The 21,843-nt window shown below is 52.4% G+C and carries 21 protein-coding genes; 15 read left to right on the forward strand and 6 right to left on the reverse strand.

Features of this window, described 5'->3' with window-relative positions:
- A partial coding sequence (locus BZG84_RS03105) for a LysR family transcriptional regulator (protein WP_077677980.1) occupies positions 1-848 on the reverse strand: 848 nt, incomplete at its 3' end.
- Positions 849-969: 121 nt separating this feature from the next.
- On the opposite strand from BZG84_RS03105, the gene csrD reads away from it, so the two are divergent.
- The 10 genes from csrD to tldD all read left to right on the forward strand — a co-directional run bounded on the left by csrD (position 970) and on the right by tldD (position 14,397).
- Complete coding sequence (gene csrD, locus BZG84_RS03110) at positions 970-2,949, forward strand: RNase E specificity factor CsrD (protein ID WP_077662382.1); 1,980 nt, start codon at positions 970-972, stop codon at positions 2,947-2,949.
- Entirely contained in the window at positions 2,946-3,458 is a 513-nt protein-coding gene (locus tag BZG84_RS03115; protein WP_077479475.1) for a hypothetical protein, read from the forward strand. The genes csrD and BZG84_RS03115 overlap by 4 nt, the downstream gene beginning before the upstream one ends.
- 184 nt (positions 3,459-3,642) lie before the next feature.
- A complete protein-coding gene (locus BZG84_RS03120; RefSeq protein ID WP_069588176.1) occupies positions 3,643-4,686 on the forward strand; it encodes a rod shape-determining protein in 1,044 nt (347 codons plus the stop codon).
- A 33-nt stretch (positions 4,687-4,719) separates the two neighbouring features.
- On the forward strand, positions 4,720-5,628 hold the full coding sequence (gene mreC, locus BZG84_RS03125) for a rod shape-determining protein MreC (protein ID WP_069588174.1): 909 nt from the start codon (positions 4,720-4,722) through the stop codon (positions 5,626-5,628).
- Positions 5,628-6,116 (forward strand): rod shape-determining protein MreD, encoded by a 489-nt coding sequence (mreD, locus tag BZG84_RS03130; RefSeq protein WP_069588172.1) that lies wholly within the window; start codon positions 5,628-5,630, stop codon positions 6,114-6,116. The genes mreC and mreD overlap by 1 nt, the downstream gene beginning before the upstream one ends.
- Positions 6,117-6,125: 9 nt before the next feature.
- Positions 6,126-6,692 carry a Maf family protein gene (locus BZG84_RS03135; protein ID WP_077662381.1) on the forward strand — a complete coding sequence of 189 codons (567 nt, stop codon included), beginning with the start codon at positions 6,126-6,128 and terminating at the stop codon, positions 6,690-6,692.
- A 38-nt stretch (positions 6,693-6,730) separates the two neighbouring features.
- Positions 6,731-8,200, forward strand: a complete 1,470-nt coding sequence (gene rng, locus BZG84_RS03140; RefSeq protein ID WP_069588168.1) for a ribonuclease G — start codon at positions 6,731-6,733, stop codon at positions 8,198-8,200.
- Positions 8,201-8,203: 3 nt separating this feature from the next.
- Positions 8,204-12,061, forward strand: coding sequence for a YhdP family protein (locus BZG84_RS03145; RefSeq protein WP_077479472.1), 3,858 nt, complete (start codon positions 8,204-8,206; stop codon positions 12,059-12,061).
- A gap of 2 nt (positions 12,062-12,063) precedes the next feature.
- The gene (locus BZG84_RS03150) at positions 12,064-12,882 is read left to right on the forward strand and encodes a carbon-nitrogen hydrolase family protein (protein ID WP_077479471.1); all 819 of its coding nucleotides are present in this window, start codon (positions 12,064-12,066) and stop codon (positions 12,880-12,882) included.
- Positions 12,883-12,948: 66 nt separating this feature from the next.
- Complete coding sequence (gene tldD / locus BZG84_RS03155) at positions 12,949-14,397, forward strand: metalloprotease TldD (protein WP_077641062.1); 1,449 nt, start codon at positions 12,949-12,951, stop codon at positions 14,395-14,397.
- A gap of 35 nt (positions 14,398-14,432) precedes the next feature.
- Here tldD and yjgA read toward each other — a convergent pair whose 3' ends face one another.
- Positions 14,433-14,960 (reverse strand): ribosome biogenesis factor YjgA, encoded by a 528-nt coding sequence (gene yjgA, locus BZG84_RS03160; protein WP_077479469.1) that lies wholly within the window; start codon positions 14,958-14,960, stop codon positions 14,433-14,435.
- 128 nt (positions 14,961-15,088) lie between these two features.
- On the opposite strand from yjgA, the gene pmbA reads away from it, so the two are divergent.
- Both pmbA and BZG84_RS03170 read left to right on the forward strand, forming a co-directional pair.
- Positions 15,089-16,429 (forward strand): metalloprotease PmbA, encoded by a 1,341-nt coding sequence (gene pmbA, locus BZG84_RS03165; protein ID WP_077479468.1) that lies wholly within the window; start codon positions 15,089-15,091, stop codon positions 16,427-16,429.
- Positions 16,430-16,523: 94 nt separating this feature from the next.
- Entirely contained in the window at positions 16,524-17,357 is an 834-nt protein-coding gene (locus BZG84_RS03170; RefSeq protein ID WP_077479467.1) for a hypothetical protein, read from the forward strand.
- Between the two features lie 6 nt (positions 17,358-17,363).
- Here the strand turns inward: BZG84_RS03170 and BZG84_RS03175 are convergent, their stop codons facing one another.
- The 3 genes from BZG84_RS03175 to folB are packed head-to-tail and all read right to left on the reverse strand — an operon-like array spanning position 17,364 to position 19,017.
- Positions 17,364-18,164, reverse strand: coding sequence for an undecaprenyl-diphosphate phosphatase (locus tag BZG84_RS03175; RefSeq protein WP_077479466.1), 801 nt, complete (start codon positions 18,162-18,164; stop codon positions 17,364-17,366).
- Positions 18,165-18,172: 8 nt separating this feature from the next.
- A complete protein-coding gene (folK, locus tag BZG84_RS03180; RefSeq protein WP_077479465.1) occupies positions 18,173-18,667 on the reverse strand; it encodes a 2-amino-4-hydroxy-6-hydroxymethyldihydropteridine diphosphokinase in 495 nt (164 codons plus the stop codon).
- A complete protein-coding gene (folB, locus tag BZG84_RS03185; protein WP_069588147.1) occupies positions 18,664-19,017 on the reverse strand; it encodes a dihydroneopterin aldolase in 354 nt (117 codons plus the stop codon). The genes folK and folB overlap by 4 nt, the downstream gene beginning before the upstream one ends.
- Before the next feature lie 170 nt (positions 19,018-19,187).
- Here folB and plsY point away from each other — a divergent pair, with 170 nt between their 5' ends.
- A complete protein-coding gene (gene plsY / locus BZG84_RS03190) occupies positions 19,188-19,787 on the forward strand; it encodes a glycerol-3-phosphate 1-O-acyltransferase PlsY (protein ID WP_069588145.1) in 600 nt (199 codons plus the stop codon).
- A 39-nt stretch (positions 19,788-19,826) separates the two neighbouring features.
- On the opposite strand, the gene tsaD is transcribed toward plsY, so the two are convergent.
- On the reverse strand, positions 19,827-20,846 hold the full coding sequence (gene tsaD / locus BZG84_RS03195) for a tRNA (adenosine(37)-N6)-threonylcarbamoyltransferase complex transferase subunit TsaD (RefSeq protein ID WP_077479464.1): 1,020 nt from the start codon (positions 20,844-20,846) through the stop codon (positions 19,827-19,829).
- A 249-nt stretch (positions 20,847-21,095) separates the two neighbouring features.
- Between tsaD and rpsU the strand changes: the two genes are divergently transcribed.
- Both rpsU and BZG84_RS03205 read left to right on the forward strand, forming a co-directional pair.
- Positions 21,096-21,311 (forward strand): 30S ribosomal protein S21, encoded by a 216-nt coding sequence (gene rpsU / locus BZG84_RS03200; protein WP_069588141.1) that lies wholly within the window; start codon positions 21,096-21,098, stop codon positions 21,309-21,311.
- Positions 21,312-21,334: 23 nt separating this feature from the next.
- Positions 21,335-21,778: a GatB/YqeY domain-containing protein gene (locus BZG84_RS03205; RefSeq protein ID WP_069588140.1), complete on the forward strand. Its 444-nt coding sequence runs from the start codon at positions 21,335-21,337 to the stop codon at positions 21,776-21,778.
- Positions 21,779-21,843 lie beyond the last annotated feature (65 nt).

Consider the following 21,843-nt stretch of genomic DNA (forward strand, 5'->3'; position numbering starts at 1 on the left):
ATAAATAATTTGGTCTTAGTATGGTTGTAGTCCAACTTTGGATAGTAGGCATAGGCAGATGTGCGGGGCTGTTTCAGCGTCGGCAAAACGGGGACCAGTAACCCTTGATCGAGCTCTTTTTGGACGGTGCCAGCGCCGCCAAGAATGATCCCCATCCCGATCACAGCCGCGCTTACTAGCGCTTCAGGGTTGGGAGAGACAAAGTTGCCAGATAACTGCAAGCGCGTTCCGTCCTCAAAAACACGTTCTTGAGGTTGGTGTGAATTGCCATATAGCAAGACGTTGTGCTCGGTCAGTTGCGTTGGTGAGGTAATCGGCGCGTGGCGAGCTAGGTAACTAGGAGCGGCGAAAAAACCGGGCTGAAAATCAAATAGCTTGGCCGCGATGTAGCTGGCTGAGTTGAAGTAGTCGAGCTCTCGGCTGATCACCACATCTAAATTCAGATCGGGTAATTGGCCGGGGGTCAGCGTAGTCAGTTCGACTTTGATTTTCGGATAGATCTCAAGAAACTCAGCAATAAAGTTGACCAAAAAGCGGTTCCCTGTCACCAATGGCGCACCGATACGCAGGATGCCACTGACTTCGCCAAACGTGGATGCGGTCTCGCTGACCAGCTGTTGCCAATCGTCCACCCACGCTTTGGCGCGTTGATAAAACAGATCGCCAGCATCGGTCATGGACAGGCTTCGGGTGGTGCGCTTTAACAGCTGCACGCCCAGTTGGCTCTCAAGCCAGCTTAACCGCTTTGACAGTGCAGAACTTGAGGTGTGTAACTTGGTGGCGGCTTGTGCCAAAGAGCCTTGTTCAACCACACAGATAAAGCTTTGTGTGCAGGTAATCCAGTCCATGAAACCTCTTAATAGTGGAAAAGGTGATAACCAATCGTCAGACAGGCATTCACATTATGATAACCAAGCCTGATAATACCGACTACTCGACCATCAAGGCGACCTGAATCAGCAGAGAATCATGGAAAGAACAGCCAACGCCATCAAAGTTAGCGGCATGAAGCTTACCAATCGATTAGTGGCGTTTGTCACCCTGATTGTGGTGTGTGCCATTTTTGTCTTATTTATCGGTGGAGCAATTAGCTTTCGTCAATTAGGTATCGATTTTATCTCACACTATGTGGATGGCATGGTGGAGGTGATCGATCAGGAAATGGCCACCGAGCAACGGGACAACCAGTATTTTTCACGTTGGCTGCCTAAAATGCTCAAGGCGAGTGATGTCACCTCGCTGACCATCTACTCCGATGCGGGCATCCTTTATCAGTACGAGCAAATTCATTATCAAGCCCCGACCACGCAACAAGCGATTACCCGAGACATTCCGCTGGCGAATAACCCCGGCTTTGCTGTGAAGCTGACCTTTGTGCCCCCGTATGCGGAGTTTGCCTACTCCATTGGGCCGCTGTCGTCACTTTCCGCGGCCATTTTGGTGATTGTGCTGGGCTTGGCGTGGGGGATCCAATGGTTACGCCGCCAGCTTTATGGCAGTGAGGTCTTGGAGCAGCGAGGGCGCTTAATCTTAGCTGGCAGGCTTGATGAAGCGCAACATGGCGATGCTCACGAGTGGCCGATCCCTGCCAGTGCCGCATTGACGCAATTAATCGAGGAATTGAAAGAAGCCCGCCAAGAGCGAAGTCGCTTTGATACCTTTATTCGCACTAATACCTTCCTTGATCAGCTTACTGGAGCGGCGAACCGAGTCATGTTTGATAACCGCTTGCACACGTTAGCCAGCGATGATGCGAGCCAAGGTAGCTTGATTTTAGTGCGTGTCGCCGATTGGGAAGACTTGCTTGAACAGCAGGGGCAAGAAGGCGCTGATGCGCTGATTCAAGGCATGGGCAGTGTGTTATCGAATGCGATCCAGCGCTTTCCTGATGCCGTATTGGCTCGCTATTTTGCCTCGGATTTCGCCATTCTGTTGGTTAATCAAGCAGGGGAAGAAGTCCATCCCTTTTTGTCTCAACTTACCAACGCCCTCAACAAACTGAGCCCGCCGGACACACTGGATGCCGACAACTGGTTCCATATGGGCATGACCTCATTTGGGGCGGGAGAGCGTCGAGGTCGTTTGATGGATGAAGCCGAGCGTGCGCTGCGAGCGGCCCAACTGGAAGGGCATAGTGGCTGGTCGCAATTTGACAAAGACATTCGCCGCTTAGACAAACGCGGCAGTGTGCGCTGGCGTACGCTGTTGGAATCGGTGATGGCGGGGGAAGGACCGATGCTGTATCGCCAACCTGTCTATGCGCGGGATGGCAAAACCCGTCTTCACTATGAACTTTTAGGCCGGATCAAAGACGAAAATGGCAAGGTGTTAAAAGCCTCTCGCTTCTGGCCCGGGGTAGAGTTGGTCGGTATGGATGTGGTGTTTGATAAAGCGACGGTGAGCCGTGCGCTGTGGTGGTTAAAAACCGCTGATCATATCGACAATTATGCTATAAATGTAAGTGTTCACTCACTTTGCCAACGCGAATTTGTGATTTGGTTGCGTGATGCGTTATTGCAAACACCCCGAAGTATCCTCAATCGTTTGTTGGTGGAAGTGTCTGAAGGTGCCTTAGTGGCGCAATTTGACGCGGCGCGCCCTTGTTTGAGAATGATAGCCGCGTTAGGGTGCCGACTCGTGGTCGACCAAGCTGGTCGAACAGTAGTGAGTACTCACTATGTAAAAGATATTCAGCCAGCGTATATTAAGTTACATCGTAGCTTAGTGCGTAATATTCATCAGCGCCCTGAAAACCAATTGTACTTACGCAGTATGCTGGGGGCGTGTGAAGCCACTACCACCGACGTCTTGGCAGTAGGTGTGGAAACGGACCTAGAGTGGCAGGTGGTCAAAGAGCTGGGCGTCGTGGGGGGACAAGGGCGCTTACTTGGTGCGGAAATGTCACCTCATCCTGCGCAAAAGAAACGCCGCCGCTGGGGGAAACGATGACAACAGAGGAGAATCAAGTGAATCGCAAGCAGCAACAGGCAGGGCGAACATGGCTCGAATTTATTCTTCTGTTGTGTACCTTAGGTTTGCTTGTGGTTGTTGCGGTGCCCAAATTCTACGATTATGAGGCGGATGCGAACGTGACGGCGTTAAAAGGGCTAAAAAGTGCCATTGATAATGTGATGGTGCAGACCTATGAACAAGCGCAAGCCTCGAATATCGCGGATCAGCCTCGCGGGACTTTAACGGTCGAAGGCGCCACCATTGACGTGCAATTTGGGTATCCAGTAGCCAGTGACTTACCGCAATTGATTGGTGTGCTCAAAGAAGAAGAGCGCTGGCTGCCAAAGCCGCATGACAGCCAAGCCGGTGTCGATTATGTGTGGGTGTATCATGATAATCCCGCACCGTCGTGTTACCTCAGTTACTATGAAGCAACGCCGACACAGCATGCGAAGACCGAATTAGTCATCGGTCCCTCTTGCCAAGAGGCACCGATGTCGCAATAGCAAAGTGGACAAAATAGGAAGCTGGCATGTTTTTCGATGAAAAAATCATCAAAATGACAGCGCAATGAAAAAAAACTCAGATCTCATTCAGGTTTACAGCGCCGTATCTTGCCGCTTACCGTGCGCGTTGATACATTTAGCTCAATTTGTCTGATTTCACAGCTTGCAGGATTAACCGACCATCATGTTTAAGAAACTTCGCGGGATGTTTTCCAACGATCTATCGATTGACTTGGGAACCGCCAATACGCTGATTTACGTAAAAGGACAAGGCATTGTTCTTGATGAGCCTTCTGTCGTTGCCATTCGCCAAGACAGAGCGGGCTCGCCAAAAAGTGTGGCTGCTGTGGGTCACGACGCCAAACAAATGCTGGGTCGTACGCCTGGAAACATTGCGGCCATTCGCCCGATGAAAGATGGTGTGATTGCCGACTTTTACGTGACTGAGAAAATGCTGCAGCACTTTATCAAATCGGTACACGATCACAGTTATATGCGCCCAAGCCCGCGTGTGCTGGTCGCTGTCCCTTGTGGTTCGACCCAAGTTGAACGCCGTGCGATTCGTGAGTCAGCACTCGGTGCGGGCGCTCGTGAAGTGTATTTGATTGACGAGCCAATGGCAGCGGCGATCGGTGCAGGTCTGCCGGTCTCAGAAGCCACAGGTTCGATGGTGATCGATATCGGCGGTGGTACCACTGAAGTGGCTGTGATCTCGCTAAATGGTGTGGTGTACTCTTCATCAGTACGTATCGGTGGTGACCGCTTTGACGAATCCATCATCAACTACGTGCGCCGTAACTACGGTAGCTTGATTGGTGAAGCGACGGCAGAGCGCATCAAGCACGAAATTGGCTCGGCGTATCCGGGCGATGAAGTGCGTGAGATTGAAGTGCGTGGTCGTAACCTCGCTGAAGGGGTGCCGCGTAGCTTTACTCTGAACTCGAATGAAATTCTTGAAGCGCTGCAAGAGCCGCTGACCGGAATTGTTTCAGCCGTGATGGTCGCGCTAGAACAATGTCCACCTGAGCTGGCCTCTGACATCTCTGAGCGCGGTATGGTGATCACAGGCGGTGGTGCGCTGCTGCGTGATTTGGACCGTTTGCTGACGGAAGAAACTGGCATCCCTGTAGTGGTGGCAGAAGATCCATTGACCTGCGTGGCACGCGGTGGCGGTAAAGCGCTTGAAATGATTGACATGCACGGCGGCGACCTCTTTAGCGAAGACTAAGGTGATCGTGCCAGCAAACAGGTTGTTTTCATCATGAAACCTATGTTTGGCAGAGGTCCGTCTCTGCAACTACGCCTGTTTTTCGCTCTCTTACTATCAGTCAGCCTTATGCTGGCTGATAGTCGTCTTGACGCCTTTGCTGGCGTTCGCTATTTCCTCAATACACTGGTTGCACCGCTGCAATATGCGTCGAACGTTCCAAGGGACACGCTAGATGCGTTGGTGACGCAGTTTCAATCTCACCGACGCCTAGTAGCCGAAAATGAGGCGCTGCGTACGCAAGTATTGCGCCTTGAAAGTGATCAGTTGTTGTTAGCGCAAACAGAGCGCGAAAACCAACGCTTACGGGAGTTACTCGGCTCGCCGTTTGTTCGCGATGAGCGAAAAATGGTCGCTGAGGTCATGGCGGTCGACTCCGATCCCTATAAACATCAAGTGATGCTGGATAAAGGGCGCACCAATGGTGTTTACGAAGGCCAACCGGTGATCAATGAGCACGGTGTGGTGGGGCAAATTGCCTATGTGGGCGCGCACAACAGTCGGGTGCTGTTATTAACCGATCCTACCCACGCAATTCCTGTTCAGGTAATGCGCAATGACATTCGAGTGATTGCCTCCGGACGGGGTTCGACAGCGTACATCGGCTTGGACAACATTCCGAGCAGTACCGATATTAAGGTCGGTGACAAGCTGGTCACGTCGGGGTTGGGCGGCGTTTTTCCGGAAGGTTATCCGGTGGGCACGGTGACGGAGTTTTCGTTTGATAACAAACGGCCATTTGCTCAGGTCAAGGCAACGCCGGCGGTGAAATTTGATCGCCTACGGTATTTGCTGTTGGTGTGGCCGACGCCTGAGCAAGCGGATCCCGAGCAAGACAGCGAACAAGCAGGCTCTCAACCCGAGGATGCCGTGGCATCTAACGAAAAAGGAGAGTCGCAATAGTGGCAAATTCAATATTTCGCGGCCATCTGGTGATTTGGCTGACTTTTATTGCTGCGCTTATCTTACAAGCTGCGCCTTGGCCTGGCGAACTCGCACCTTTTCGACCTTCGTGGGTGTTGCTGGTGACCTTCTACTGGGTGTTGGCTTTGCCGCACCGGGTCAATGTCGGCACGGCACTCGTGCTGGGCTTGCTGTGGGACCTGATGTTAGGGTCAACATTAGGGGTGCGCGGTTTAATGATGGCGATCTTGGTCTATCTTGTCGCGCTCAACTTTCAACTTTTGCGCAACATGTCTTACTGGCAACAAGCATTGCTACTGTCGCTGTTAACCCTCGCGGGAAAGTTGATCGAGTTCTGGGCGGAGTACCTCGTCTCTGACGTACAGTTTAATCCAGAGCAGCTCTGGGCAGGTGTGCTTAACTTTATACTGTGGCCTTGGCTTTTCTTACTGCTCCGCCGGGTGCGTCGTCGTTTTGCAATTCGTTAGAGGGATTTCATGAGCATTGATTTATATCTGGCGTCAGGCTCACCGCGACGCCAAGCGTTGTTGACCGATATGGGCATCAGCTTTTCGCGGGTAGTGGTGGATGTTGAAGAACAGCAGAAAGCCGGTGAATCGCCTTATGCTTATGTGTCTCGTTTATCACAAGACAAAGCCCGTGCGGGAGTCGCAAAAACCGGTGGTCATTTACCTGTATTAGGCGCCGATACGATCGTCGTCGATGGCGAGCAGGTATTGGAAAAACCGCGCGATGAAGCGGATGGGGCGCGTATGCTCAAACAGCTATCTGGCCGTGAGCATCAAGTGATGACGGCGGTGACCGTTGCCAATGCGATGAAGCAAGTGACCACTGTGGTAACAACACGGGTGTGGTTTCGTGAGTTGACCGATGACGATATTCGCGCGTACTGGCAATCGAAAGAACCTATAGATAAAGCGGGCGGCTACGCCATTCAAGGCCTTGGCGGCAAGTTTGTTACCCGTATCGACGGCAGTTATCACGCGGTCGTTGGTTTGCCATTGTATGAAACCGAGCAGCTGCTCAAGCAATTTATGGCCTGAACAACCGTCAGGCCCCTTTTTGAGATGTCGGGGAAACCATGAGTGCGGAACTGTTAATCAATGTCACACCTAGCGAAACGCGGGTGGCGATGATAGAAGGTGGCAACCTTCAAGAAATCCATATTGAGCGAGAAGCGAAGCGCGGCATCGTAGGCAATATCTACAAAGGGAAAGTGAGTCGTGTCTTGCCTGGGATGCAGGCAGCCTTTGTCGATATTGGCTTAGATAAAGCGGCTTTTTTGCACGCCTCGGATATCGTGCCGCACACTGAGTGTGTCTCTGAAAATGAAAAACAGCAATTTCAAGTGCGCGATATTTCTGAATTGGTACGCCAAGGACAAGACATTGTGGTGCAGGTGGTCAAAGACCCCTTGGGCACCAAAGGCGCTCGCCTGACCACTGACATTACTTTGCCGTCGCGGTATCTGGTCTTTATGCCGGGCGCGTCGCATGTTGGCGTGTCACAGCGCATCGAAAGTGAAGAGGAGCGCAGTCGCTTAAAACGTATTGTCAGTGACTATTGCGATGAGCTGGGCGGCTTTATTATCCGCACCGCGGCAGAAGGCGCGACGGATAAAGAAATGGCGCAAGATGCAGCGTTTCTAAAACGGTTGTGGAAGAAGGTCTTAGAGCGGCGCGCACGGTATAAATCGAAATCCATGCTCTATGGCGAGTTGGCATTAGCGCAGCGCATTGTGCGTGATTTTGTTGGCACCGAGCTGGATTTGATTCGGGTCGATTCTCGCCAAGCATATGATACGTTGGAAGAATTCACCTCAGAATTTGTCCCCGAACTTGCCGGCAAGCTTGCTTACTACGATGGTCAGCAACCGATTTTTGATATGTACGACACCGAAAACGAAATCCAGCGCTCGCTGGAACGTAAGGTGGAGTTGAAGTCGGGGGGCTATTTGATCATTGATCAAACCGAGGCCATGACCACCATTGATATCAATACCGGGGCCTTTGTGGGGCGCCGTAACCTTGATGAGACTATCTTTAATACTAATGTCGAAGCGACACGAGCCATTGCTCGCCAGCTACGCCTGCGCAATTTGGGCGGTATTATCATCATCGATTTTATCGATATGAGTACCGACGAACACCGCCGCCGCGTGTTGCACTCGCTGGAACAAGCGTTAAGCCATGATCGGGTAAAAACCAACATTAATGGCTTTACCCAACTCGGCTTAGTGGAAATGACCCGCAAACGTACGCGCGAAAGTATTGAACATGTGCTGTGTGGTGAGTGTCCAACGTGTGAAGGCCGAGGCTCGGTGAAAACGGTAGAAACCGTCTGCTATGAAGTGCTCAGAGAAATCACTCGAGTGAACCGTGCCTATGATGCCGATAAATTTGTGGTATATGCCTCGCCGGCAGTGGTGGAAGCTTTGGTGGAAGAGGACTCCCACTTAGTTGCAGAGCTCGAAGTCTTTATTGGTAAGCAAGTAAAGGTGAAATCCGAGCCTTTGTATACCCAAGAGCAGTTTGACGTAGTAATGATGTAATCCATGACCTGGGCCGCGAAAATTGGACGCTGGCTGATAGCCGGCGTCGTGAGTCTTATTCTGTTAACCGCCGTCTTTATTGGCGGTTTGCGCTTTTTATTACCTAACGTGGATATGGTGCGTGAGCCGCTACGACAATGGGTCAGCGAGCAAACGGGCTTTAGCGCGCGTCTTGGGACCATTGCAGGCCAATGGCGCAATCTTACGCCGTCATTGCAACTCAATCATGTCGCCTTGACCACCAGTGATAACAGTCCGCCATTACTGACCGCAAACCACATTGATCTACAACTGGATGTCTTTGCGAGCTTATCTCGCCGTCAACCGGTGTTTTCCCATGTTACCCTCGATGGACTGACCTTTAACAGCGGTCAACTTCCCGATAAAAAAGACAGCACCGGGGTGCGTGAGCGCCTTGAAGATTTGTTTTTAGCCCGCCTTGGCCAGTTCTCTGTCACTAATGCCCGTCTGGTTCTTGTCACACCGTCATTGGCGGCGCAGACGCTGAATATCGATAATTTGTTGTGGCGTAATCAAAATGGTCAGCATCATGCGCAGGGCACCATTGGGATTGCGGGGACAGAGCTGGAAAAAATCCGCGTCAATGCGGCCTTTACTGAGACCGACGGGGTGGACTCGCTTAGTGGTGATTTTTATCTAGCTAGCGAAAACATGGATTTGGCACCGTGGCTGATGAAGCGCTTTACGCCGTCAGTGACGATTGATAATGCGCGCTTAGATGCCAATGCATGGCTGCGGGTTGAGAAAGGCCAAGTGGCAAATGCTTTGCTGGGTGTCGATACCTTTGCTTTGACGTGGCGCGATCAGCAGGGGGCCTCGCAGCAATGGGCACTCAAAGACAGCCGCGTGCAACTGCAGGCAAGAGAGGACCAGCAATGGCGCGTGGATAGCGATGGGGTTTGGGTTCAGCAAGGGGATACCACGCTGCCGGCGCTGAATCAGTTGTCTTGGCAAGGAAACGAGTCTAACTGGCAGCTTAATGCTCGTCACATTGATATCGCGGCATTACGTCCGTTAGTTGGATTGTTGAGCCAATCTGACCGTCAACATCAACTGATAGAAGCTCTTTCACCAGCCGGTACGGTGGACACGCTGGCAATGAGTCAGGCCTCCGATGGGCCGCTGCGCTATCAAGCCTCTTTCTCTGACATTCGCGCCAACCAGTGGGGGTATTTTCCGGCCTTTGAGGGGTTAAATGTCACCGTGTCCGGTGAGGGACATCAAGGCGAGGCGACCTTAGCATTGGGGCAACAATCACTCCCTTATGGTGATTTTTTCCAAGCGCCATTACCGCTTGAGCATGGTGAGGTGACGGTGCAATGGGCGGAGCGTGGCGATACTTTGACGGTTTGGAGTGATGCGATTGCCATAAAAGCCGCTGACTTGGATGCGCGCGGGGCGTTTCGCTTAGACATTCCTTCGCAAGGTTCGCCGTTTTTGGCGCTCTATGCGAACGCCGATGTGCGCGATGCAGGCCAGACGTGGCGCTATTTACCTACCCGCGCGATGCCAGACTCCCTCACTGATTATCTCTCTCGTGCGATTCAGGGCGGGCAGGCACAGGGCAGTGATATTTTATGGTTTGGCGCCTTAAATACGTTTCCTTACCGTCAACATGACGGCGTATTCCAAGCGCGAGTGCCGTTGCGTCAAGGCGCGTTCAGTTTTAATACCGCTTGGCCAACTCTGACCGAATTGGATGCTGAGCTCTTGTTTGAAAACGCACGGTTAACCATTCAGGGCGATCATGTACGCCTTGGCGATGCGATCAGCCGTCAGGTTCGTGCGGATATCGACGATATGGAGGCTGCTGATAGTGCATTAACCTTAGAGGCGGATTTATCGGCCACTGGGGATGCGGTCCGTCGTTATATGTTGGCGACACCACTCGTTGACTCCTTGGGGGCGGCGTTGACGCACGTCCAAGTTGAGGGATTGGTGGATGCCAATTTAGCGCTCAATATTCCACTTGATGGCAGTCAGCTACATGCCACAGGCGAAGTGCGCTTTGCAGGGAACCAAGTGCTTATTCAAGCACCGTCCATGCAACTGGATAATGTCGCGGGCAGACTGCACTTTGACGATGACACGATTAGTACTCGTGGCCTCACTGCACAGTGGTTGGGTCAACCGATGTCGGTGAATTTTGACGGACAAACCGACGCGGCAGGTTATCAGTTGGATCTTAACCTCGACGCGGACTGGGACGTCGCCCCTTTGCTGGCTAGATTGTCGCTACCGCTCGAGGATTATCTCGCCGGTGGGGCACGCTGGCAGGCAACATTGGGCCTGACATTACACGACATCGGTTTTGACTACCAACTGGGGGTTGATATCGATACCACCCCCTTGCAGTCAACATTGCCCGCGCCACTGGCTAAACCGCGTTGGTCAACCGGCAGTGCCTCGCTGGCAGCAACGGGCAACAGCGAAGGACTACAAGGGCGAATTCAGTTACCGGCAGTCAGCTATCAAGCGCGTATTAATACCCAAGGCGAGCGTCCAGTGATCACCGCAAGCCAATGGAATGTGGGCGAACAGCCTACCTCACTCTTGGCGGCGCAAGGGCATCAGTTGGATATTGACTTGGCACAGCTAGATGTAATGCCGTGGCGCGACCTATGGCGTGACGTGACGCCGCAATGGCCACAAGGGCAAAGTGATTTTCCGACCTTACCGGTGCCGACTAAAGTGAACGCACGCATCGCTCGCTTAGACGCCGACAAGTTGAGGTTTAATCAAGTGTCTCTTGCTGTGCGCAAAAAGCCACAAGGATGGGACGCCTTACTCGGTAGCAATGAGCTTAGCGGCCGCGCCCAGTGGCCGACGGGAGGACGCTTAGCGATCGATGTCGATCATTGGCATATCAATATGATCGCCGATACCACCGAAAACGATCCTAATGCGCCCCTGTTCGCACCGGTGGACAGCCGAGCCTCTGCCGCCGATAAGGCGCTATTGGCGGCGGTGCCATCCACCGATATATTGATCAAAGACTTATGGCTACAAGGCTATCGACTTGGGCGAGTTTCTGCATCACTCGACAAGCAAGAAGAACGCATAGACTTAACCTCATTGACCATCGAGAGCGGTCAAAACCAAGCGGCAGTAAGCGGCAGTTGGTTAATCGATGAGGATCAGCGCAATCAAACGGCGCTCTCCATACAGTTAAATGGCGATAGCACGTCGGATTTAATGGGGCGCTTTGGGGTCAGCGGTGGGATCCAAGATGCGCGTTTTACCTCGCAAGCGGATATCTCTTATGGCGGACTGCCGTGGCAAGTGGATATCGCGAGTTTAAATGGTGAAGTCCGTGCCGATATCCAAGATGGTTACATCAGTGGCGTCGGAGGCGCGGGTAAATTACTGGGCTTATTTAGCTTGGATTCTATTTTGCGCAAAATCCAACTCGACTTTTCTGGCGTATTCGAAGATGGGCTAGCGTTTGATGACATTACCGGCCGTGCGGTGATCACAAATGGCGTGGTCGTGACCGATAATATCCGCATGGATGGATTAGCAGGTGATATGGTTATCAGAGGTATCGCTAACTTGGTCAGCAATCAAGTCAACGCGGATGTGCGCTTTACGCCAGATATTACCTCTGGGATCCCTGTGCTCAGCGCGTTTGCTGTTACGCCACAAACGGCGCTCTATGTATTGGCCGTCACCACGGCGATTTCGCCGGTTGTGGATGTATTTACACAGGTTCGCTATCAAGTTACTGGGCCGATTGGTACGCCTGACATTCGGGAAATTTCCCGTAATCAAGAGGCGCTAACCTTGCCCGCCGATGCCACGGAACGATTGCGCCAACAGGCAGAACAAGCCAAGGAGTGAGCATGATGAAAGTCGGCATCATCCAGATGAATTCGGGCGCCGATCCGGTGCAGAACATGGACGTACTACAAACCAGTTTGCAGCGGTTACATCAACACGGGGTCAAACTGGCGCTGACGCCAGAAAATGCCTTGGTATTTGGTGATAAACAAGATTACCAACGGCACGCCGAGCCGTTAGGACATGGCCGTATTCAGCGCCAACTGGCAGAAATGGCGCACCAGTTCGACATCTGGCTGGTGGTGGGCGCCTTTCCAATCCAAAACGACAACGGCCGTCTGACTAGCACAAGCTTAGTGTTCGATAATGCCGGACACTTGCGAGGTAGCTACGATAAGCTGCATATGTTTGATGTGGAAGTGGCGGATGCGCACGGACGTTATCGTGAGTCGGACTACTTTCAAGCCGGCGATCAACTTGCCACCGTGGATACGCCATTTGGTTGCTTGGGGTTAAGCATCTGCTATGACGTGCGTTTTGCGCCGCTCTATCATGCGTTACGCGCGCAAGGCGCTGATATTTTAACCGTGCCGGCGGCGTTTACGCGCGTCACGGGACAGGCACATTGGGAGGCGTTGCTGCGCGCCCGTGCGATTGAAACCCAATGCTGGGTGATTGCTGCCGGGCAATGTGGTGAACACAGTAAAGGCCGTCAAACGTGGGGGCATTCGATGATTATCGACCCTTGGGGGCAAGTAGTGGCGTCACTGGGGGACGACCCCGGTGTGACGTGGGCGGAGCTTGACTTGAGCATCGGTGAATCCATTCGCCGTAAAATGCCGGTGCTCGACCACGCTCGGTTGCAAACCCAATTGAAATAGCGCACCCTCGGCGCATCATCTTTTTATCTTTGGCTAGCATAAATAGCCACAACCAAGAGTAAGCGAATGAGTCTGGAACAGGTCGAAGAAACCTTATTGCGCCCTGCGGGGATCAGTGAGTCGCATCTCCAAGAGACACTGGCTCACCTGAGTGGTCGTCAAATTGACTACGGCGACGTTTTTTTCCAATCAACGTGGCACGAGTCGCTCGTCTTGGAAGATAGCATCATCAAAGACGGCTCGTTCAATATCGATCGAGGCGTAGGTGTACGCGCTATCACGGGTGAGAAAACCGGGTTTGCCTACTCGGACCAACTTAACGCTGATGCCTTGATGCAAAGTGCGACTGCCGCACGCGGGATTGCGCCCAAAGGTGGGCAGGGTCAAGTCAGTGCCTTTCGCACGGTTCGAGGCGGTCAATACTATGGCCCGCTTGATCCGCTCGGTAGCCTAACCCGCGAGCAAAAAATCGCATTGCTGAAAGAAATCGACAGCTACATTCGTGCCAAAGAGCCGCGAGTGAAAGAAGTCAGTGCCAGTATTAATGGCTTGTACGAGCAAGTATTGATTGCCGCCACGGATGGGACCTATGCCGCGGATATTCGCCCTCTAGTCCGTTTATCTGTGTCTGTGCTCGTTGAGCAGGATGGGCGCCGTGAGCGGGGAAGTGCCGGTGGCGGTGGCCGTTATGGTTACGAGGTATTCTTGCAAGAGCAAGACGGAAAAAGCACGGCGCTACAGTTTGCTGATGAAGCGATTCGTTTAGCGCTGGTGAACTTGCGTGCAGAAGGCGCTCCTGCTGGCACCATGCCTGTGGTGTTAGGCGCGGGTTGGCCGGGCGTGCTATTGCATGAAGCGGTCGGGCATGGTTTGGAAGGCGATTTCAACCGTAAAGAGTCGTCTGTCTTTACTGGTAGCCTCGGTGAGCAAGTGACTTCACCGCTTTGCACCATTGTTGATGATGGCACGATGGCGGATCGTCGCGGCTCGCTCAATATCGATGATGAAGGGGTGCCGGGCCAATATAACGTCCTGATCGAAAACGGGGTGCTTAAAGGCTATATGCAAGATAAGCACAACGCGAGCTTGATGGGAGTGGCACCGACCGGAAACGGCCGTCGCGAATCTTATGCGCATTTACCCATGCCGCGCATGACCAATACCTACATGCTGGGTGGCGACAGTACGCCGAGTGATATTATTGCCAGTGTTGAGCACGGTTTGTATGCCCCTAACTTTGGTGGCGGACAAGTGGATATTACCTCGGGTAAATTTGTATTCTCGACCTCTGAAGCCTATTTAATTGAGAACGGCAAAGTTACCACGCCTGTGAAAGGGGCCACCTTGATTGGCAGTGGTATTGAGGCGATGCAACAAGTGTCGATGGTGGGTAATGATCTCGCGATTGACCGAGGCGTCGGCGTCTGCGGTAAGGCAGGGCAAAGTGTGCCGGTTGGCGTGGGTCAGCCAACGCTGAAACTTGATGCCATGACAGTGGGTGGCACGGAGTCATAAACAAACACGCCAGTGGAGAACACTGGCGTGAGGTTTTACAGGCTTTGGTCGTAAAAGCCTTTAATGTATTGGAAGATCTCGCGATACGCCTTGGGCGGCTTGTTTTGTTGTCGCTCTTTTTTAGCCTGACGGGCAAGTTGGCGCAAGCGTTGGCGGTCGGCCTCTGGATACTGCAGCATCACATCGTTGATAGCGTCGTCGCCTTCATCGACAACACGGTCGCGCAGCTTTTCGAGCTTATGCAGCTCAGCACTTTGTTGCGCGTGCTTGTTTTGTAGCTTATCCAGCGCCGCTTGAATCGGCTCAGGGTCGCGAGAGCGCATGAGCTTGCCGACATATTGCAATTGGCGACGACGTGCTTCGTTTTTTAAGCGTTGTGCGTCAACAATGGCGGCGTATAAGTCGTCGTCGAGTGGAAACTTTTCCAACACGGCAGGCTTGAGCTTAACCAGCTCTTCGCCAAGCTCTTGCAGGGCGAGCATATCGCGCTTCATCTCGGATTTACTCACCCAGATGATTTCTTCCTCTTCCTCCCAAGGAGCAGGTTTATTTTTACGGCCCATGTTCAACCTCAATGAGAATGTGCAATGACACTTATGTTAACAAGAAACGCGCACAAACGCGGGCTTTTTTGTCACCGGCTCGCGTGGCCCCGTATTCTAAATTCGAATTTTAATCAGAAAGGTCAACTATGAGTGTAAAACAGCAGGTCGCGGAGCAAGAGCAACACCTACGCCAAGCCGTCAGCCGTGCGTTGGACATGGCCGCGCAACGCAGTGATGCCGCAGAGGTAGCGATCACCAAAAGCACAGGGATCAGCGTCACGTCACGCATGGGTGAAGTGGAGAACGTAGAGTTTAATCGCGATGGTGCCTTGGGAGTGACTGTCTACTGCGATCAGCGCAAAGGTAGCGCATCCACGACAGATCTGTCCGAGCGTGCGATTGCCAAAACGGTCGAAGCCGCGTTGGAAATTGCCAGCTATACCTCACCGGATTCCTTTGGTGGCCCAGCACCAAAACACTTAATGGCCTTTGAGTATCCCGATCTTGATCTGTTTTACCCTGACGAGCCAGAGCCCGATGCTGCAGCCGCATTAGCCATTGAGGCGGAACAAGCCGCGTTAGGTTATGACTCGCGGATCAAATTCAGTGATGGCGCCAGTTACGACAGCCATTATGGAGTCCGTGTGTATGGCAATAGCCACGGCATGCTAGGCAGTTATGCCTCCAGCCGTCAGGCGCTAAGCTGCTCGGTGATCGCGGAAAGTGCCAATGGTATGGAGCGCGATATGAGCTACACGGTTGCGCGCGATAAAGCCGATTTATGGACCCCAACCTCAGTAGGCATCGAAGCGGCAAAACACGCGGTAGCGCGTTTAGACCCACGTAGTCTGGCGACGTGTGAAGTCCCCGTGATGTTTGATGCCAGTGTGGCGACCGGCCTGTTTGGTCATCTGGTGATGGCGATCAGTGGCTCTGCGTTATATCGCAAATCATCCTTTTTACTGGATAAAAAGGATGAAAAAATCTTCCCTAACTGGCTCACGATCAATGAGTTACCTCACGTACTTAAAGGGTCGGCCAGCTCGCCGTTTGATAGCGAAGGGGTTAAGACCCAAGACAGACGCATTGTGGAGCAAGGGGTATTAAAAACCTATCTAGCGACCAGCTACGCGGCTCGTAAGCTCGATATGGAGCCCACTGGCCACGCTGGCGGTATCCATAACTGGTATGTCAGCCACACCGGCCAAGATGCTGATGCCATGCTGAAAACCTTGGGCACCGGTCTATTGGTGACTGAGTTAATGGGGCAGGGGGTGAATCCTGTCACTGGTGATTACTCGCGCGGCGCTGCGGGTTTTTGGGTGGAAAACGGTGAAATCCAATATCCAGTCAGCGGCATTACCATCGCGGGGAATTTAAACCAGATGTTCGCCAATATTGTTGCTATCGGCACAGATATTGAGACGCGCAGCCAAATTCAAACCGGCTCAATCATTATTGATGCAATGAAAGTGGCTGGCGAATAATAGCCATCACTTCTTCCCTAAGGGCGCCGATTGGCGCCCTTTTTAGTTTACTGCCATGCTAATAGCTGTTAGTCGAGCAGCGAGGGAGCGAGGCATGAACACAAGGCCGTTGCGTGATCTGATTGGAGCGCGTGTATTGGGCGTGCTAGGCACGTATTCCACCCCAGAGAAGATGGGCAGTATGGCGGTGTCGATTTGCGGTGTGGAGCCGCTCAGTGATACGCGATTGCGCACGATCTTTCCCAAAGGGCATCAATTGAAAGACGGTCAATGGGTCACGTTACATCTCGATAACCGCACCGGGGTGAGTGATTATGACGCCGACCTTAAGGTGTATCGTTTGTCGTTTAAGGGCAAGGTGATTGCCACATCCGCCTTTGAGGTCATGATTGATGCGCTCGAATATCAGGTGGCCTATGGGATGGGCGTGGTGAAGTCTTATCAAGCCCCTGATTATGCTTATCCGTTAGATACGCGTCGAACCGTGGCGTTACCCACCACACCTTTATCGCAAGTCCCGGCGATGGATGACAGTGAGTATGATAATAAAATCGGTGTGCTTTTGACCTATGCGCCGAGTCAGCCACATACGACGGTGATGGCGTTTTTATCGTCGGTCGAGGATGACATTTTCTTTATCACCTTTCCCAGTACTTTCAAATCCTTGCTGCTAAAACGCGACAACCGCTGTTACTTTGCGATTGATAGCCGTGCAACTTTTACCTTTGAACAGGCGATTGAATGGAACTACAGCATTATTCGCGGCGAGGTTTATACCGTGCCTAAACCGTCGATGATGTTTGATGAGATACGAGAGCGTTTTGTGGCAAAAAACCCGTGGGAAGTGGGCTTTTTTAGCCATCCTGAGGTGGAGATGTACCACCTGAAGGCAGCCAATGTGGTCTGCCCTCGGATGGCATTGGATTAGCGAAGCTTATTGGCTCATCAATAGCGCAATGAGGCCCACACCCAAAATCAGGCGGTAAATCACGAACGGTAACATACCCACTCGGGTGACCAGCTTTAAAAACGCATGAATACACGCATAGGCGCTGACAAAAGAGACCAAAACGCCAACCCCAATGGGGGCAAACTCAACCGGCACTGGGCTGGTGGCTAGCTGTAAGCCCAGATACGATCCGGCGAGGGTGATGATTGGAATCGACATCAAAAATGAGAAACGCGCGGCGGCTTCTCGGGTGTAGCCTAGCATCAGCGCAGCAGTAATGGTGGCGCCCGAACGTGAGGTGCCTGGGATCAAAGCAAGTGCTTGAGCGATCCCGATAAACAGCGCACGCGATCGGGTGGTTTGATACTCATCGCATTGTTGACGCGCATGGCGGTCGGCCCACCAAAGCAGTGCACCAAATAGCAAGGTGGTAGCGGCAATCACCCACGCTGAACGCAGGTAAAGCTCAATCAAATCTTTAAGAAACAGGCCTGCCACGCAGGCGGGAATGGTCGCCAATACGATCATCCAAGCCAATTGACTATCCCGGCTGTGTTTACCTGTGAACGACGCGAAAAAGGCACCTAACAGTGACACAACTTCACGGCGGAAATAGCCAATCACCGCGGCAAGTGTACCGACATGAACGGCCACATCGAAGGCTAAGCCTTGGTCGGCCCAGCCAAAAATCTGCGATGGCAAAATGAGGTGGGCGGAGCTAGAAATGGGCAAAAACTCAGTCAAGCCTTGAATAAGGGCAAGAAAAAAGGCTTCAAACATGCTCATGGTAATGATTATTCCTTCAAATACGCAGGGGTCTCGATAGGCCACAGTGGCTGGGCTTGGTCAAATTGCTGCCAAAGCTGCGCAAATGTTCGTCCATCCCCGGGGATTGCTTGATCGGGACACAGTTCAGCGAGTGGCCAAAGGGTGAATGCAAATTTATAAATATCGTTGCGTGGTAAGGCAGGTCCGCTGGACTGGCACTGATCGCCAAAGGTCAATAAGTCGATGTCCAAGGTACGATCGCGATACTTAACGTCGTCGCGCTGTCGCCCATATCGACTTTCGATATCGCGTATGGTTTGCCAAAAGGTTTGCAGATCGAGTGTGGTGTCGAGCTCAGCAATAAGGTTATAGAAATTCGGCCCTTCAAAGCCGACGGGTTCTGCCTCAAAAATGCGCGAAAAACGGCAGTGCGGGTCTAAGGCACGTAACGCTTCAACTGCAGCTTGGATATGCAGGTCGCGATCGATGTTTGAGCCAATACTGACTAATGCTTTTGTCACCGTGTGCCTCGCTCTATTACTACGCCAACATTACGCGCTTGGGCGACGGCACCAGGTTTGGCCACACGCACCTTTACCCAGCTGACGCCAAATTGTGACTGGATTAGCGCGGCGACCTCTTCGGCGACCCGCTCGATGAGCGCACAGCGGCTGGCTTGAACATGTGCAATCACAGCCTCACTGACACTGGCATAATCCAGCGCTAAACTGACATCATCACTTTGGGCGGCGGGACGATTGTCGTGCGCCATTTCGATATCGAGTACCAACTTTTGTTGGATGGTTTGTTCCCAATCGTAGACACCGATGGTGGTCACAACGTCGAGTTGTTCTATAAAGACGGAATCCATGTTTTTTCACACTCCGTGACAGGTCGGATACCACTGTGGTAAGAAAGCCCGTATTATCGAGCTTATCGATTGACACTTGGATGCGCGATGCGTTCCGATCCATGTTGCGTCTAATCAAGATCGTGGGCGCACTATAGCAACGAATGCAGCACAAACTCTAGGAATTTCACATGACTGCACTGGCCATTGCCATCATCATCGCTGCCTATTTGCTCGGCTCTGTTTCCAGTGCGGTGCTGGTGTGCCGGGCCTATGGTCTGCCGGATCCTCGCGAACAAGGGTCTGGAAATCCGGGCGCGACCAATGTGTATCGCCTCGGGGGTCGCACGGCCGCGGCATTGGTCTTAGTGTGCGACATGCTTAAAGGGACGATCCCAGTTTGGCTCAGTTATCTTATCGGGATTAATCCGTTTTTGCTTGGCTTGATTGGCATCGCCGCCTGTCTTGGACACATCTATCCGGTGTTCTTCCATTTTCGAGGTGGCAAAGGTGTGGCGACGGCGCTAGGTGCTATGGCCCCGATAGGACTCAGTCTGACTGGCTTGTTAGTGCTGACTTGGGGAGTGGTGTTGGTGATCACCGGCTATTCGTCATTAAGTGCCATCGTCACTGCTATTTTGGCACCGCTTTTCACTTGGTGGATTAAACCGCAATTTACCATGCCAGTGGCGATGCTCTCCTGCCTGATCTTATTTCGTCATTACGAAAATATTCGTCGCCTGCTCGATGGCGAGGAAAAACCCATCGTGCTCAGGCGCTGGCGACGTTAACAGACGTAAAAAAAAGCAGCCCAAGGCTGCTTTTTCGCATCATTGAGTCAGCGATGGCAAGGTATCAATCGGCCAGCGCGGCTGTGCCTTCACCCCCAGCCCCATATGCTCACCGTTTTTTAGTCGCTGCATCCCCGCGTAGGCAATCATGGCACCGTTATCGGTACAGAACTCGGGACGTGGATAGAAAACGTCGCCGCCCAGTTTGCGCGTGAGGGTGTCGAGTTTGTCGCGTAAATGACGGTTCGCGCTAACGCCGCCAGCAACCACTAATCGATTCATGCCACATTGCTCTAACGCTCGCTTACATTTGATTGCCAGCGTGTCCACCACCGCGTCTTGGAAGGCATACGCGATATCTGCACGGGTTTGCGGATCATTGTCATTGGCTGCAATGGTATTCGCGGCAAATGTCTTCAAGCCGGAAAAGCTGAAATCGAGACCAGGACGATCGGTCATCGGACGCGGGAAGGTGAAGCGGCCGTGGGTGCCGTTTTCTGCCAGTTTTGACAGCAATGGGCCACCGGGATAATCAAGATTCATCAGCTTCGCGGTTTTATCAAACGCTTCACCGGCTGCGTCATCAATCGACTCACCAAGAATGCGGTATTCGCCAATCCCCTTTACTTCGACCAACAGCGTGTGTCCGCCGGAGACGAGCAACGCCACAAACGGAAAGGGAGGCGGCGTGTCTTCTAACATAGGCGCAAGTAAGTGGCCTTCCATATGATGCACCGCTACCGCCGGCACTTGCCAAGCGTACGCCAAGCTGCGACCGATGGTGGCACCGACCAGCAGGGCACCGACCAATCCGGGACCGGCGGTGTAGGCCACGCCATCGATATCCGCTGGTGTCAGCTGCGCCTCTGCCATCGCTGCTTTGACTAACGGCAAGGTCTTTTTAACGTGATCGCGAGAGGCTAACTCAGGGACAACCCCGCCATAATCGGCATGAAGCTTTACCTGACTGTAAAGTTTATGTGACAAAAGCCCGCGCTGATCGTCGTAGATCGCCACGCCAGTTTCGTCACACGATGTCTCTATGCCTAAAATTCGCATCATAACCTCAGGAAAAAAGCCGATAGATTGAACGCTTAGGATAAATGAGCACGCTGAGCGTGAAGACCGAAGCGAGAAGACGTTGCCAGCACAGGCTGGCGGTGCGCGCAATCTTACATGGCTTGGAAGTAATTCGCCAGATGTGCTTTACAATGCCCCCCTATTCGGATTAGAATTTCGCACCATTTTTAATCAAGGCTGGCCAATAATTCGCCAGCGATAACTGATAACCCCTGAGGTGAAAGGCACATGCCAGTAGTTAAAGTACGTGAAAACGAACCATTTGACGTAGCATTGCGTCGCTTTAAGCGCTCTTGTGAAAAAGCAGGTATTCTTTCTGAAGTTCGCCGTCGTGAGCACTTCGAAAAGCCAACTACCGTTCGCAAACGCGCTAAAGCCGCTGCTCAAAAACGTCACCTGAAGAAGTTGGCACGCGAAAACCAACGTCGCGTACGTCTGTACTAATTTAGTCAGATTAGGTAGGTGCTATGGAATTGCTTGAACGTCTAAAAGATGCCCAAAAAGCGGCGATGAAAGCGAAAGACAAGACGCGTCTTGGTACGATTCGCCTTCTGATGTCAGCCATTAAACAGCAAGAAGTGGATACCCGTCAGTCATTGAGTGACGAGGACATTCTTGCGGTGCTGACAAAAAGCGTAAAGCAGCGCCGTGATTCCGTAGCCCAATACCAGTCAGCCGGTCGTGATGATCTTGCCGATGCAGAACTTGCGGAAATTGCAGTGATTGAAGAATTTCTTCCTCAACCACTGAGCGAAGCAGAGGTCGATGCATTGGTAAAAGCTGCCGTTGAAAAAACTGGCGCAGCTTCCATGCAAGACATGGGCAAGGTGATGGGGGTACTAAAACCTCAAATCCAAGGCCGAGCTGATATGGGAAAAGTTAGCCAACTCGTGAAAGCGAATTTAAGCTAAGTTTTTCCAGACCTTACAACAAGCCGTGCTTTCCGTAATGGACGGCGCGGCTTGTTTGCTTCTCT

It is taken from the genome of Salinivibrio sp. PR932 (assembly GCF_001996125.1).
GTDB classification, from domain to species: Bacteria; Pseudomonadota; Gammaproteobacteria; order Enterobacterales; family Vibrionaceae; genus Salinivibrio; species Salinivibrio proteolyticus.